The following is a 13,986-nucleotide window of genomic DNA, read 5'->3' as shown; positions in this document are numbered from 1 at the left end:
GAATCATGTACACCGATTCGTCCATCTCCCGCATGCGCACATAGTACCGATCGTAGTTGTCGCCCTTGATCCCCACGGGCACGTCGAAATCGAGCTCCCCGTAGGCGAGGTACGGCGTGTCCTTGCGGAGATCGCGCGGGGTCCCGGTGCTTCGCAGGATGGGGCCGGTAAAGCCCCAATGAATCGCGTCGCGCGTATTGATGACGCCCACGTTGCGCATGCGATCGATGAAGATGCGATTGCGATCGACGAGGCCGTGCACCATCTCGACGTACCGCTCGTACTCCTTGAGGATTTCCTCGAGACGCTGGAACCAGCCGGCCGGCACGTCGAAGGCGAGCCCGCCGATGCGGCCGTACGAGTACGTCACGCGCGCGCCGGTGAGCGCCGCGAGATGCTCGTAGATGTTGTCGCGCGCCGTGACCAGGTACAGGAAGCCCGTCATGGCGCCGAGCTCCATGAGCTGCGCGGCCACGCACGTGAGGTGATCGGCCAGGCGGCTATACTCGGCCAACAGCGTGCGCAGATACTTCGTCCGCGGCGTGATCTCGATGCCCATGAGCTGCTCGACCGCATCGCAATACGCGAAGTTGTTGATCAGCGCGGAGCAGTAGTTGAGCCGGTCCACGTACGGCATGAGGTTGTGCCAGGTGTGATCCTCGCACTCCTTCTCGAATCCGCGGTGGAGATAGCCGCAGTGCACGTCGGTGCGCACCACTTTCTCGGCATCCAGCTCGGCGATGATCTGCACGGTCCCGTGCGTGGCCGGATGCGAGGGGCCGATGTTGACGATGGTGGTGTCCTCACGGCTGGCCGTGAGGACGTTGCGCACCGGATTCGCGATCGGCGGACGGAGAACAGGATCAGCGGACAAGGGCACTCTGCGGCGGAAGGTAGGGCACGAGCGGCTGCTCCTTCTGCTTCGGATAATCCTTGCGCAGCGGATGGCCCACGAAGCCTTCGTACAACAGGATGGGTCGGTGATCAGCATTGCCATCGAACACGATGCCGTACATGTCGTGGCATTCGCGCTCCATGTACCCGGCCGCTCCGTAGAGCGGCGTCAGTGAGGACACGATCGGGTCACTTTCGGCGACGCGCGTCTTGAGACGCACCCGCTGCCGGTCGGTGGTGGAGTAGACGTGCCACACCACCTCGAAACGCAGCGGCTCCCCCGGCCAATCGACCGCGGTCACGTCGAGGAAGAGATCGAATCCGAATTCGTCGCGCAGACGACGCGCAACAGGCATCACCGCAGCAGGCGCGAGCTCGAAGACCAGGACCTGGTGCTGCACGCCGCGACAAATCACGGGCGTGTCGGCACTCACCTGGCCTTCCTGCCCCGCTTCGCCGGGGGAAAGCTGCTCTCGCAGCCGGTCGAAGAGTGGGGCGCTCACGTCAGAATCGCTCGTTGATGATGGGGTGTCGGCCGTTGGCGATCTTTTCCTGCAATCGCATGATGCCGTCGATCACCATTTCGGGGCGCGGCGGACAGCCCGGCACGTAGATGTCGACGGGGATGATGCGATCGATGCCCGGCAGCGACGCGTAGTTCTGGTAGAAGCCGCCCGTGCTCGCGCAGACGCCGAAGGCCATCACCCACTTCGGCTCGCACATCTGTTCGTACACCTTGAGCAGAATGGGCGCCTGCTTCTGGGTCACCGTGCCCACCACCATCAGCAGGTCGGCCTGCCGCGGCGAGAAGCGCGGCAGGGCGGCTCCGAAGCGGTCGGTATCGTAGTTCGAGGCACTGACGGCCATGAATTCCATGGCGCAGCAGGCCGTCACGAACGGATACGGGAAGAGCGAGAACTTGCGGGCCCAGCCGACCAGCTCGTCCTTCCGGGTGGTGAGGAACTCGAAGCTGGCGTCCTTGGTGTGAGGCCGCGCCGGCGTGTTGGCCGAGGCCGCACCGGCAACGGCGCCGGCGCCCTCGAGAATGGGGAGTCGCTTACCGTACATCGCCTACTCCGTCACTGCGTCGAGGATGCGTGCCTTGTAGACATATAGAAGGCAGAGTACCAGCAGGGCAGCGAACAGGAAGAACGTGAACACCATGAACCCCGAGAGCGGACGCGCGCCCAGGGCCCAGATGAAGAGGAACATGGTTTCGAGGTCGAACAGCAGGAACGCGATGGCGACCGCGTAGTACTTGATCGGCACCGCCTTGACGTTGATGACGTCAATCGCCGTGGCGCCGCACTCGAAGGGCTCGAGCTTGGTGGAGGTCGCGGCCGGCTTGGGGCCGAGGATCGCGTTCAGCGACAGGGCCAGGCCGACAAAGCCGACGATGGCGACCAAATAGAGCAGAAACGTGAGATACGGCGTCATCGAACAGGCACTGGGGAGTCGGGCCTGGAGGAGGGCGTGGCGGGAGAATCGGTTGGCACTTCAGCGCTTAGACGGCGCTGGCCGGCAGCCTGATCCGGAGGCGAACTGGGGATTCGCGAACGTGAACCCCCGTACCAGCGAACGTCAAGGCGGCAGGCGGTGCGAATCGAGAGAATTTCCAAGGGGCGCGGACCGGGCCTGTGTGGGGGAGGGTGCCCTGGCCGATCCCCCGAGGAATTCGGGATGAAATGATCGGGATTGCAACATTTGGGAAACCTTATTGATTAGGTTCTGGCCCTCGTCCCATCTGGGGTGGGTAGACCCACCTCTGCATGGCCGAGACGTCCGAATCCCCCCCTGCCCCCGCTCGATGGCCGGGGCCCCTCCGTTTCATTCTCTGGAGAAGTTGATGTCCCATCGGTTGCGCATCACCCGTTGGGCAGCAGCGGTAACCTCCCTTGCCTTGGCAGGATCGTTGGGCGCGCAGCAGGCGCCCACCGGTACTGTCAGCGGCAAGGTGATCGACGCCGCCACCAAGCTGCCGATCTCCGATGTCCGAATCGTCCTCGTGGGGACGCAGTTCGCGGCCCCGACGAACAAAGACGGTGAGTACCGCCTCGTGAACGTGCGGGCCGGCTCCGCGACCATCGGTGCGCTGCGCATCGGTTACAAGTCGCAGCAGCAGACGGTCAATGTGGTCGCCGGTCAGACGGCCACGCTGAACTTCGAGCTGGGCCAGTCGGCGATCAACCTCTCAGAGGTCGTCGTCACCGGTACCGCCGGTAACCAGGAGCGCAAGGCGCAGTCGGCGCTCGTGGCCTCGGTGAGTCCGGCCGACATCATCAAGGACGCGCCCGTTACCAATGTGGCGAACCTTCTCCAGTCGCGCGTCCCGGGCGTCGCCCTCAGCGCGGCGTCCGGCACCAAGGGCACGGCGACGACGATCCGCATCCGCGGCGCGTCCTCGATCAACCTGTCCAACCAGCCGCTCCTCTTCATTGACGGCGTGCGCGTCAACGAAGGGCTCATCGGTTCCGGCCAGTCGGGTCAGGCGTTCGACCGCCTCAACGACCTCAACCCGGAAGAGATCGAAAGCATCGAAGTGGTGAAGGGTCCGGCGGCCGCCACGCTGTACGGCGCCGACGCCTCGGCCGGCGTGATCCAAATCATCACCAAGAAGGGCCGTGCCGGGTCGAACAGCTTCCAGCAGTCGCTGCGGCTCGAACAGGGCACTGCGAACGTCGACTACTGGAATATCCCCGACAATTACGGCAACTGCACGGCCGCGCTCGTAGCGAGCACCAGCACCAACCCGCTCTGCCGTGGAAAGGCCGTGGGCACGCTCGTGAGCGACAACCCGCTCAAGCGCGTCGGTGCCTTCCAGGACGGTACGGAAAACCTGTTCAACTACGGCATCCGTGGCGGCGGCAGCAACTACGGCTTCAGCCTGAACTACGGCTCCGACAACTCCACGGGCACGCTCCCGAACAACGCGTTCAACCGTTACAACGTGCGGTCGAACGTGAACTACATCGCCAATTCGAAGCTGAACATCGACGCCGGCCTTGGCCTCGTTCAGACGGCCGTTGACCTGCCGGACAACGACAACAACATCTTCGGTTGGTTGGGCGGCGGCCTGCTCGGCAGCCCGCTCTCGCGCACCGACGCGGCAAACGCGCCCCTCACGCAGGACGGCTGGTACGCGCCGGCGCGTCAGTACAACGCGATCAACTCGATCAAGCGTCGCCTGCTCACCAAGCGCGTGACGAGCAGCTTCACCGCGAACTACACGCCGTTCAGCTGGTTCACCAACCGCTTCACCGCCGGTATGGACTTCGCGAACGACGACCAGAACTTGTTCTACCCGAAGAACGACAGCACGTGGTACGGCGGTCTCCGTGACGGTGGCGAGCGCCAGTCGACGAGCCGCGGCATCGAGCGCTACACGTTCGACTACCTCGGCAACGCGAAGCGTCAGTGGGGCAGCGCCTGGGAAACCAACCTGTCCTTCGGTCTCCAGGTCATCTCCACGCGCAACACGAGCCTCAATGCCACCGGCATCGGCTTCGTGACCAACAGCAACAACTCGATCGGATCGGCGGCCACCAACTCGGCCGGCGGCGGCTTCACCGAGCAGCGCCAGTACGGCTATCTCACGCAGCTGCAGGTCGGTAATCAGAACAAGCGCTTCCTCCAGGTGGGTGTGCGCGTCGACCGCAACTCGTCGTTCGGTGCGCAGGCCCCGAGCTTCGTGCTGCCGAAGATCGGTGGTTCGTGGGCGATCAGCGAGGAAAGCTTCTTCTCGCCGCTCTCGGGCATCTTCAACGATCTGCGCCTCCGCGCGGCGTACGGCACCACGGGTCGTTCGCCGAACCCGGGTGACGCCCTCCAGACGCTCTCGGCCGCCGCGTTCAACATCACCGGCTCCACCGGCGCCGGCGCCGTCCTCGGCAACCCCGGTAACTTCGACCTCAAGCCGGAGCGCGGCACCGAGTTCGAGGCGGGCCTCGACGCCGGCTTCCTCAACGGCAAGCTCTCGGCGGAGCTCACGTACTTCCGCAAGACCACGAAGGACCTGATCATCGCGAAGCCCATCGCCCCGTCGCTCGGCTTCAACAGCAACCCGCTCGCCAACCTCGGCGGCGTGCTGAACGAAGGCGTCGAGCTCGCGGTGAACGCGAAGCTGATCAACACGCGCAACCTCACGTGGGACGTGCGTGGTGCAGCCAACACGCTGCGTAACGAGCTGACCAGCCTCGGTGGCGTGCTGCCGTTCAACCTCGGTGCCGGCGGCCGTACGCTCGTGGGCCAGCAGCTTGCCGTGCTCACGGCCAAGCGTGTGAAGAGCGTCGACCTCACCCGTGGCGTGGCCATCGTGACGGACACGCTCGCCCCGGTGGGCAACCTGTTCCCGACGTTCGAGTGGAACATCACGAACACCGTGACGATCATGCGCAGTCTGCGCGTGACGGCGCTGCTTGACGCCAAGCGCGACTTCTCGGTGTACAACAACACGCGCTTCTTCCGCGAGACGCAGCTGGTGCGTTCGAACGTGCGCCTCGACACCACGCTCCTGTCGCGCGAAGATCGCATCCGCCGGTTCGGTCCGTTCGTGTCGGAAGCCAACGGCTCGGCCGTGACGATCAACGATGCGCGTGAAGGCTTCATCGAGCGCGGCGACTTCATCCGCCTGCGCGAACTCTCGGCCACGTACGACGTGCCGCGTTTCCTGATGGACAAGATCGGCAAGCGCGTGAGCGGCGCCTCGGTCACGCTCGCGCTGCAGAACGTGAAGCTCTGGAGCGACTATTCCGGTCCTGACCCGGAAATGAATTCGCAGACCGGTGCGTTCTCACGCGAAGACTTCCTGACGGTGCCGAACCCCAAGCGCACCGTGCTCCGCTTCAACGTCAACTTCTAACAGCGACCGTATACATGAAGAAGATCGCACGTACGGTCTCGCGCACGGCTGCCGGTGCACTGCTGGCAGTGGGCGCGACCGCCTGCGGTGACAAGTTCCTGACTGTCACCAACCCGAACGTCATCGACGCGTCGACCGTCGATCCGACCGCCAGCGGTATCACGCTGGCGCTGTCGGCGCAGCAGAACTTCGTCGACATGTTCGGTACGGTCGCCATGTACGCCGCCTATTTCACCGGCGAAGCGAACGTGTCCGACACGTTCCCGACCCGTAACGAGTTCGGCATCCGCAGCATCACGGACCTGAACGGGTCGCTCAACGGCGACGTGTGGGCGCCCCTCTCGCGCGCCATCGCCTCGGCCAAGCAGGTGCTCGACCTGTCCCTGCCGACGCCGACGACGAACATCAGCCTCGCCCGCGCCGCCACGTTCCGTGGCTTCGCGATCCTGCAGATGGCGTCGGACTTCTGCTCGGGCTCGTTCTCGAACGGTCCGGAGCTGACGACGGCGCAGATGCTCGACTCGGCGTCGTTCTGGTTCGGCAAGGCCATCGAAGTGGGTCGTGCCAACGGCACGCCCGACGGTGCCGCGATGGCCAATGCGGCGCTCGTGGGTCGCGCCCGTGCCAAGCTGCAGAAGGGTGACAACGCCGGTGCCGCGGCCGACGCGGCTGCCGTGCCGGCCGGGTTCGAGTTCAGCCTGCGTTACACGGACGACCTCGCGAACCGCGGTCGCCTGAGCAACGACATCTATTTCTTCAGCTTCGACCGCGGCTCGATCAGCGTGGCCCCCTGGTACCGTCAGGGTGATCCGCGCGTGACCTACCGCGTGCAGGGTGGCTCCCCCGCTCCGACCGCCAATCCGCAGGATCAGGTGCCGGGCGGCTTCCACCAGCAGACGAAGTTCTTCGCCTACAACGCGCCGATCCGTCTCGCCTCGAAGCTCGAGGCCGACTACATCGCCGCTGAAGCGTCGAACAACGTGGCCACGCAGCTCACCCTCATCAACGCCCGTCGTCAGGCCAACGGCCGTCCGGTGTACGACGGGGCGCAGGATGCGGCGAGCGTGAAGACGGAGCTGTTCAACCAGCGCGCCCTCGAGTTCTATCTTGAAGGCAAGCGCGTCGCCGACTTCCGTCGTTCGCCGGCCTCGGTGTCGTCGACGGTCACGCCGGCGGGCGCCCCGTACTTCAAGCCGGGCTACGGCAACACGGGCACGGATACCTGCTATCCGATTCCGCGCGCCGAGCGCGACAACAACCCGAACATGACCAGCCCCAGCGGCGGTCGCTAACCCGTTCGGCGCCATTTGGCAGGAGAAGGGCGGTCCCGCAAAGGGCCGCCCTTTTCCGTTTCCCCCAGGCGGCGATCCCCAGACCGCCCAGGGGGTGTCAGGATCTCGTTACACCAATTATGTCAGAGTGTGTTGACAGTTGGACCGGGCGGTCACAGGTTCATTATTATCCAGTCGTACGGCGTCTCGAACGCCTTGAGCCGATGGAACCTGTTGGCATGTGCAGCGTTAAGCACCTGCCGGCGGTGACCGCCGGTTCGTGTCCCGACTGTGTCGTCCTTGTCATCACTGCCTGACATCGCTTCGATGAAACCTCGGCGTCTCCCGAGTTCGGTGGCATGATCGCCCCTGCGTCGCTCAACGATGCGGCCGAGTGCGCGCGCATCACCATGGTGCACGCGCGCACCTTCTCGCTGGCGAGCAAGCTGTTGCCGCTCGAGAAGCGCCGTGCCGCGTACGGCCTGTACGCGTTCTGCCGCGTCGCCGACGACCTCGTCGATCAGGCCGACCACGGCAATCTCGGTGAGCTGCGCCTGCAGCTCGATGCCTATCGCGAGCAGCTGCAGGCAGCCCTCGACGGGCGCCCGGCAGGTCCGATCTTCCGGGAGATGGCGTGGGTGACCCGTGCCTACGACGTCTCTCCCGACCCGCTCTTCGAACTGCTCGACGGCGTGGGACGCGACCTCGAAGCGCACACCTATGACACGTGGGGTGAGCTCGAGCAGTATTGCGAAGGCGTGGCGAGCTCAGTGGGCGAAATGTGCACGTACGTGTTCGGCGTGCCGGCCGGCCCAGCGATGCGCACCAAGGCCATTCAGTACGCACGCACGCTCGGTACGGCGATGCAGTTGACGAACATTCTGCGCGACGTGGGCGAGGACGCCGGCCGCGGCCGATGCTATTTGCCGGCCGAGGACATGGCGCGATTCGGCCTCACGGCGCAGGATGTGCTGTCGCGGGATCCGGCCTTGGCGCGTCACCCGCAATGGGCCAGGCTGATGGCCTTCGAAGTGAGCCGTGCCCGCGCGCTGTACACCGCCGCGATGCCTGGCATTGCCCTGCTCGAGGCCGACGCCCAACGGTGTGCGGCCGCCTGCGCCAACGGCTATGCCGGCATTCTCTCGGCCATCGAAGCGCAGGGCTACGACACCATCACCTCGCGGGCGCGCATCGGGCGCCTTGCGCGCGTGGGCATTCTCTGGAACGCGTGGCGCTATCGCGCCCCGACGCCCGACCTTTCCGCGCTGGGCCACGGCCCACGCATCGTGTGGGAACCCAACACCGCATCGTCCAACGCCGATGCCCTTGTCCGTCTCGCCTGAGGTGCAGTACGCATGACCCCCTACACGGACCTGCAGGACAACTCGAAGGACATGCTGTTCAAGATCGCCTCGCTCACGCTGCTGGGACACTTGTTCTTCAGCGCGTTCTCGGCGTTCGCGTTCGCGACGTTCCTGTTGCCGCCGTATCCGGAGTGGCTGCAGACGCCGCAGAACCAGAAAGTGATGGCGCTCGGCTACACCTACGGCGGCGCCACCACCGTCACGCTCGGTGCCCTCTCCGGCCTCGCGTTCCTCGCGTGGGCGGTGGGCACGAGGAAGGCGCTCATCACCTTCGCCGTGTCGTTTTTGCTCGCGCTGACGTCGGAGTACGTGGGCACACGCTGGGATTATCCCTTTGGCGCGTATGAGTACACGAGCCAGCTCGGGTACAAGATCGGCGGGAAGGTGCCGTTCAATATCCCGACCTCGTGGTTCTACATGCTCGTCGCCTCGCTCGCCATCTGCGGGCGCTTCCTCAAGGGCACCGACGACAACCTGTCCAAGTGGTGGTGGTCGCTGGTCGGCGGTGTCGTGCTCACCCTTTGGGATGTGAGCATGGACCCGGCGATGGTGAAAACCACGCACTGGATCTGGGAAATCGGCGACCTGTCGGACCGGAGCGCCTTCGAGCAGCTCATCGGGAAGCCCATCTTCTTCGGCATGCCGATCACGAACTGGCTGGGGTGGTTGCTCACCGGCATTCTGGTCGCCCGCGTGATGCTCGCCTTCGTGCCGCCGAGCGAGTGGGTGGCCAAGGTGGCGCCGCACCGCCTGCCCATCGCGCTCTACGCCATCAACGGTCTGCTGCCGCTGGCGATCTGCTTCCGGTGGGATATGGTACCGGCTGGTGTGCTCGGGACGATCGCCATGGTCATTCCGCTCTGGGCGGCGCTGCGCAACGATCCGGCGCCCCTCACGAGCTTGGGCACGGCTCCGATGGCGCCGGTTGGTGACCGCCCGCTGGGCGCCCGCTGATCGGCTCGCGACCGTCCTCCTGTAGTTGAACGGTCGGGTCCCTGCCCGGCCGTTCGCCGTTCATCCCTCGAAGTGTTCCGGGCACACCACGGCTCGCGTGTGCGTTAGCTCTTTTGACTGCGTTATGGATCGCCTCGTACCCATTTTCGACTCCGATGCCCTGCCCATCGGTATCCTGGTCCTCATTGTCGTCGAGGCCATCGTACTGATCGTCTGGCAGCGCCGGAATCCCGACTCCGCGCTGGGGAAACCCAACGTCGCGCGTATCGTTTCGTTTCTGGGGGCCGGTGGTTCACTCGTGGCGGCGATGATCTTTCATCGGCGTCCGGAGCCGTCTCCTGAGGGGTTCGCCGCCGCGATGTTGTGCGCGATGGTGATTCACCTGTGGCACATCGCCGTCCTGCTGCGTCGCTGACCGCGCGCCGCCGGCGTTACGATCCTCCAGCTTTTCCGTTCATGCGCATCGTCGTCATCGGCAGTGGATTCGGTGGTCTGGCCGCCGCCATTCGCCTGCAGGCCCAGGGCCACCAAGTCACCATTGTCGAGAAGCTCGACAAGCCGGGTGGCCGTGCCTACGTGTTCGAGCAGGATGGTTTCACGTTCGACGGCGGCCCGACGATCATTACGGCGCCGTGGGTGCTCGATGAACTGTTCGCCCTGACCGGCAAGAAGACCGAAGACTACATCAAGCTCGTGCTGCTCGATCCGTTCTACAACATCCGGTTCGAGGACGGCACGGTCTTCCACTACAACGGCGACAAGGACGAGATCTTCCGTCAGGTGGAGGCCTTCTCCCCGCGTGACGTCGACGGCTACGCCCGGTTCCGCAAGAAGTCGTGGGAGATCTTCAACGTCGGCATGCCGCTCATCGACAAGCCGTTCCTGACGGTGGGCTCGATGATCAAGGCGATCCCCGATCTGGTGCGCACGCGCGCCGACCGATCGGTGGCCGGCTTCGCGGAGAAGTACATCCACGACGAGCGCCTCAAGCAGGTCTTCTCCTTCCATCCGCTCCTGGTGGGTGGCAACCCATATCGCTCGTCGAGCGTGTACGCGCTCATCCACAAGCTCGAGCAGCAGTGGGGCGTGCTCTTCGCCATGGGGGGCACCGGGGCGCTGGTGCGCGCGCTCGTGCAGGCGTTCGAGGATCTCGGAGGTGAGATCCGCCTCAACAGCGAAGTGGACGAGATTCTGATCGGTGACAACCGCAAGGCCACCGGTGTGCGTCTCAAGAGTGGCCAGCAGCTGCGCGCCGACGCGGTCGTGTGCAACGGCGACCTGGTGCAGGCGTACCGCACCCTCATTGCGCCCGACAAGCGCCCCACCACGCCGAACCGCAAGCTAGAAAACCTGCGGCACTCGATGTCGCTGTTCGTGATCTACTTCGGCACGAACAAGCAGTATCCCGGTACGGCGCACCATGAGATCATCATGGGCCCCCGCTACAAGGAGCTGCTCGAGGACATCTTCGAAAAGAAGATCCTGTCCGAGGACTTCTCGCTGTACCTGCACCGCCCCACGGCCACCGATCCCTCGCTGGCACCGCCGGGCCACGACTGCTGGTACGTGCTCTCGCCCGTGCCGCACCTCGGCAGCGGCACCGATTGGGAAGCCGTGGGACAGCGGTATCGCGACAAGATCATGCAGTACCTCGAGGACCGGTATCTCCCCGATCTGCAGCAGCACATCGTCACCGAACGGCGCATCGACCCGCGCTACTTCGAAGGCACGCTCAACAGCTACATGGGCAGCGCCTTCGGCCCGCAGCCGGTGCTCACGCAGTCGGCCTACATGCGCCCGCACAACCAGAGCAAGGATATCTCCAACCTGTTCTTCTGCGGCGCCGGGACGCACCCGGGCGCGGGCCTGCCGGGCGTGATCGCGTCGGGCAAGATCGTAGCCGAGCTCATCGGGGGCGCGCCGGCCAGGAAGGGGGCGAAGGAACCCGCGCCGAGCTTGGCGCCGGTCTGACCTCCGCTCGCCTCCAGCGGCGAGATTCGAGATGTCCGAGGGAGAATCGAGCAATTAGAGCCAGAAGTGCGCTCGGATAGAGGCGAGAGGCCAGCGTTCCCGAGGCGAGAAGTGCGAGGCTAGCCCTCACTTCTCGCCTCGAGAACGCTGGCCTCTCACGTCTATCCGGGCTGGATTCTCTCTCTGGACGCTCGACTCTCGTCCTCAATTCTCGCGTCTCCCCCCTCCAGTCTCCCCTACGCCCCCGCTAGATTTTTCCGGATGAACATCACCATCACTCCGACTGAGACCGCTGGCGTCTCCCGGCGCCTGCAGATCACGGTGCCGGTCGAGACCGTGGCATCGTACGAAGACCAGGCGGCGCGCAAGTACGCGACGCAGGTCCGCCTCCCTGGCTTCCGCCCCGGCAAGGCGCCGCCGTCCATGGTGCGCAAGAAGTTCCCCGAAGCCGTGCGCCAGGAAGCCATCGAAATCGTCATCAACGAGGCGTTCCGCGAGGCCATCCAGCGCGAGGGGCTCAACCTCGCCGCGCAGCCGCACGTGCACGACCTCAAGGCCGAGCCGGGTCAGCCGCTCGAGTTCGAGCTGCACTGCGAAGTGCGCCCGGAACTCAGCCTCGAGAAGCTCGACGGGTTCACGCTCACCCGCACCGAAACGGCCCTGTCGGACGAGGTCGTCGAGGAGCAGATCGAGCGCATCCGCGAACAGAAGGCTGAGTGGACGCCGCTCGAGGAGAAGGCGGCCGAAGGCGACATGGCGACGGTGCTGCTCTCCACCGCCGAAGCCGACGGCACCCTGCCCGAGGGCAAGGAATACCGCCTCGTGCTGGGCGGCGGTCAGGCAATCGCCGGCATCGAAGAGTTGATCATGGAAACGGCGCCGGGCGCCACGGCCGAGAAGTCGGTGCGCTGGCCCGACGACTTCCCCGACGAAACGCAGCGTGGCGTGTCCAAGCTCGTGCGCGTCGTGGTGAAGGACGTGAAGCGCAAGTCGCTCCCCGCGCTCGACGATGCGTTCGCGCGCGAAGTCGGTGATTTCGACACGCTCGATGCGCTGCGTGCCGCGGTGAAGACCGACATGGGTGAGCATGCCAAGCGCGAAGCGGAAGCCGACGTGCGTGGGCAGCTCATCAAGCAGATCGTGGAAGCCAATCCGTTCGACGTGCCGAAGGCGTGGGTGCTGCAGCTCGTCGACGGGTACATGCAGATGTACGGCGTGCCCGAGGCGCAGAAGCAGACGTTCGCCAAGGAGTTCTTCCCGATGGCCGAGAATCAGGTGCGTCGTGACCTGATCATCGACACCATCGCCGAACGTGAGAAGCTGCAGGCGTCGGCCAGCGAAGTCGACGCGCGCGTGGAGGAGCTGGCCAAGGCCCGGAACTCGGACCCCGGCCAGGTGTACGCGCAGCTCCAGAAGCAGGGCCGTCTTACGGAGATCGAGCGCGAGATCACCGAAGAGCGCGTGTTCGCCTGGTTGCTCGAGAAGAATCCCGTGACGGTGGCCTAAGCCACCGTCCCCGCAGTTACCCGAACGGAGAACGTCATGGCATCGATCTACATGCCGTACATCATCGAGCGCTCCAGCCGCGGCGAGCGCACGTATGACATCTTCTCGCGCCTGTTGATGGATCGCATCGTGTTCCTGGGGTCGCCGATCAACGACGACGTCGCGAACATCATCATCGCGCAGATGCTCTTCCTCGAGGCCGACAACCCCGAGAAGCCGATCCACCTGTACATCAACTCGCCGGGCGGCTCGGTTTCGGCCGGCCTTGCTATGTACGACACGATGCAGTTCATCAAGGCCCCGGTGCACACCACGTGCATGGGCATGGCCGCGTCGATGGGTGCGTTCCTGCTCTGCGCCGGCGCCGCCGGTCACCGCAGCGCGCTGCCGCACAGCCGCATCATGATCCACCAGCCGTCGCAGAACGGCGGCGGTGGCTCGGCTTCGGACATCGAAATCCAGGCGAAGGAAATCCTCTACCTCCGCTCGAAGATGAACGAACTGATGGCCAAGCACACCGGCCGTCCGATCGAACAGATCGAGCGCGACACCGATCGCGACCGCTTCATGAGCGCCGAAGACGCCAAGGTGTACGGCCTCGTGGACAACGTGATCCAGCACCAGGCGGAGCTCGTCGCCGCCAAGTAAGGTGTGTCCCCGGGCACCGTGAGAGACACGCGTCCACACGGAGCTCACCGAGGGTGGTGAGAGGCACGGAGAAGTACCAGAACAAAAGAGGAAGAGCCGATCAAAGGCTCTTCCTCTTTTTGTTTATACGTTGTCGCTGTTCTCCATGCCCTCACCCATCTCGGTGAGCTCCGTGCTCACGCGTTTCCCCACCCGGCGTTCGTCGCCGCCAAGTGAGGCGCTCGCGGCGGACTCTGAGTGAGAGACACGCGTCCACACGGAGCTCACCGAGGGTGGTGAGAGGCACGGAGAAGTACAAAAACAAAAGAGGAGGAGCCGCTTGAAGGCTCTTCCTCTTTTTGTTTATGCGTTGTCGCGGTTCTCCATGCCCTCGCCCATCTCGGTGAGCTCCGTGCTCACGCGTTTCCCCACCCGGCGTTCGTCGCCGCCAAGTGAGGCGCTCGCGGCGGACTCTGAGTGAGAGACACGCGTCCACACGGAGCTCGCCGAGGGTGGTGAGAGGCACGGAGAAGTACAAAAA

Annotated in this window: 12 protein-coding genes; 8 read left to right on the top strand and 4 right to left on the bottom strand. The window is 64.9% G+C overall.

Annotation, left to right across the window (positions count from 1 at the left end; genetic code table 11):
* The 4 genes from ACIQ6O_RS05620 to ACIQ6O_RS05605 form a co-directional block, all read right to left on the bottom strand.
* Nucleotides 1–880 (bottom strand): NADH-quinone oxidoreductase subunit D (locus ACIQ6O_RS05620; RefSeq protein ID WP_396206803.1); only part of this gene is annotated, 880 nt, incomplete at its 3' end.
* A complete protein-coding gene (locus tag ACIQ6O_RS05615; RefSeq protein WP_396206802.1) occupies nt 864–1,397 on the bottom strand; it encodes an NADH-quinone oxidoreductase subunit C in 534 nt (177 codons plus the stop codon). The genes ACIQ6O_RS05620 and ACIQ6O_RS05615, both read right to left, overlap by 17 nt.
* Nucleotide 1,398: 1 nt before the next feature.
* Complete coding sequence (locus ACIQ6O_RS05610; RefSeq protein WP_396206801.1) at nt 1,399–1,962, bottom strand: NADH-quinone oxidoreductase subunit B; 564 nt, start codon at nt 1,960–1,962, stop codon at nt 1,399–1,401.
* 3 nt (nt 1,963–1,965) lie between these two features.
* Entirely contained in the window at nt 1,966–2,331 is a 366-nt protein-coding gene (locus ACIQ6O_RS05605; RefSeq protein WP_396206800.1) for an NADH-quinone oxidoreductase subunit A, read from the bottom strand.
* A gap of 409 nt (nt 2,332–2,740) precedes the next feature.
* Between ACIQ6O_RS05605 and ACIQ6O_RS05600 the strand changes: the two genes are divergently transcribed.
* The 8 genes from ACIQ6O_RS05600 (at nt 2,741) to ACIQ6O_RS05565 (ending at nt 13,466) form a co-directional block, all read left to right on the top strand.
* The gene (locus tag ACIQ6O_RS05600; protein ID WP_396206799.1) at nt 2,741–5,752 is read left to right on the top strand and encodes a SusC/RagA family TonB-linked outer membrane protein; all 3,012 of its coding nucleotides are present in this window, start codon (nt 2,741–2,743) and stop codon (nt 5,750–5,752) included.
* 14 nt (nt 5,753–5,766) lie between these two features.
* Complete coding sequence (locus tag ACIQ6O_RS05595) at nt 5,767–7,044, top strand: RagB/SusD family nutrient uptake outer membrane protein (protein ID WP_396206798.1); 1,278 nt, start codon at nt 5,767–5,769, stop codon at nt 7,042–7,044.
* Nucleotides 7,045–7,382: 338 nt separating this feature from the next.
* The gene (locus tag ACIQ6O_RS05590; RefSeq protein ID WP_396206797.1) at nt 7,383–8,366 is read left to right on the top strand and encodes a phytoene/squalene synthase family protein; all 984 of its coding nucleotides are present in this window, start codon (nt 7,383–7,385) and stop codon (nt 8,364–8,366) included.
* Between the two features lie 12 nt (nt 8,367–8,378).
* Nucleotides 8,379–9,341, top strand: a complete 963-nt coding sequence (locus ACIQ6O_RS05585; protein ID WP_396206796.1) for a carotenoid biosynthesis protein — start codon at nt 8,379–8,381, stop codon at nt 9,339–9,341.
* A gap of 124 nt (nt 9,342–9,465) precedes the next feature.
* Nucleotides 9,466–9,756, top strand: a complete 291-nt coding sequence (locus tag ACIQ6O_RS05580; RefSeq protein ID WP_396206795.1) for a hypothetical protein — start codon at nt 9,466–9,468, stop codon at nt 9,754–9,756.
* A gap of 41 nt (nt 9,757–9,797) precedes the next feature.
* On the top strand, nt 9,798–11,312 hold the full coding sequence (locus ACIQ6O_RS05575) for a phytoene desaturase (protein WP_396206794.1): 1,515 nt from the start codon (nt 9,798–9,800) through the stop codon (nt 11,310–11,312).
* Nucleotides 11,313–11,573: 261 nt separating this feature from the next.
* On the top strand, nt 11,574–12,818 hold the full coding sequence (tig, locus tag ACIQ6O_RS05570; RefSeq protein ID WP_396206793.1) for a trigger factor: 1,245 nt from the start codon (nt 11,574–11,576) through the stop codon (nt 12,816–12,818).
* Between the two features lie 36 nt (nt 12,819–12,854).
* Nucleotides 12,855–13,466 (top strand): ATP-dependent Clp protease proteolytic subunit, encoded by a 612-nt coding sequence (locus ACIQ6O_RS05565; RefSeq protein WP_396206792.1) that lies wholly within the window; start codon nt 12,855–12,857, stop codon nt 13,464–13,466.
* Nucleotides 13,467–13,986: the final 520 nt, after the last annotated feature.

Source organism: Gemmatimonas sp. (assembly GCF_044345575.1).
In the GTDB taxonomy this organism is placed as follows: Bacteria; Gemmatimonadota; Gemmatimonadetes; order Gemmatimonadales; family Gemmatimonadaceae; genus Gemmatimonas.
This window is presented reverse-complemented; position numbering and strand designations above follow the sequence as displayed.

Bases quoted from the DNA above. Each gene is read 5' to 3' on its own strand.
- ACIQ6O_RS05610 (WP_396206801.1), bottom strand. From the start codon at position 1,962: ATGTACGGTAAGCGACTCCCCATTCTCGAGGGCGCCGGCGCCGTTGCC.
- ACIQ6O_RS05605 (WP_396206800.1), bottom strand. From the start codon at position 2,331: ATGACGCCGTATCTCACGTTTCTGCTCTATTTGGTCGCCATCGTCGGC.
- ACIQ6O_RS05600 (WP_396206799.1), top strand. From the start codon at position 2,741: ATGTCCCATCGGTTGCGCATCACCCGTTGGGCAGCAGCGGTAACCTCC.
- ACIQ6O_RS05595 (WP_396206798.1), top strand. From the start codon at position 5,767: ATGAAGAAGATCGCACGTACGGTCTCGCGCACGGCTGCCGGTGCACTG.
- ACIQ6O_RS05590 (WP_396206797.1), top strand. From the start codon at position 7,383: ATGATCGCCCCTGCGTCGCTCAACGATGCGGCCGAGTGCGCGCGCATC.
- ACIQ6O_RS05585 (WP_396206796.1), top strand. From the start codon at position 8,379: ATGACCCCCTACACGGACCTGCAGGACAACTCGAAGGACATGCTGTTC.
- ACIQ6O_RS05580 (WP_396206795.1), top strand. From the start codon at position 9,466: ATGGATCGCCTCGTACCCATTTTCGACTCCGATGCCCTGCCCATCGGT.
- ACIQ6O_RS05575 (WP_396206794.1), top strand. From the start codon at position 9,798: ATGCGCATCGTCGTCATCGGCAGTGGATTCGGTGGTCTGGCCGCCGCC.
- tig (WP_396206793.1), top strand. From the start codon at position 11,574: ATGAACATCACCATCACTCCGACTGAGACCGCTGGCGTCTCCCGGCGC.
- ACIQ6O_RS05565 (WP_396206792.1), top strand. From the start codon at position 12,855: ATGGCATCGATCTACATGCCGTACATCATCGAGCGCTCCAGCCGCGGC.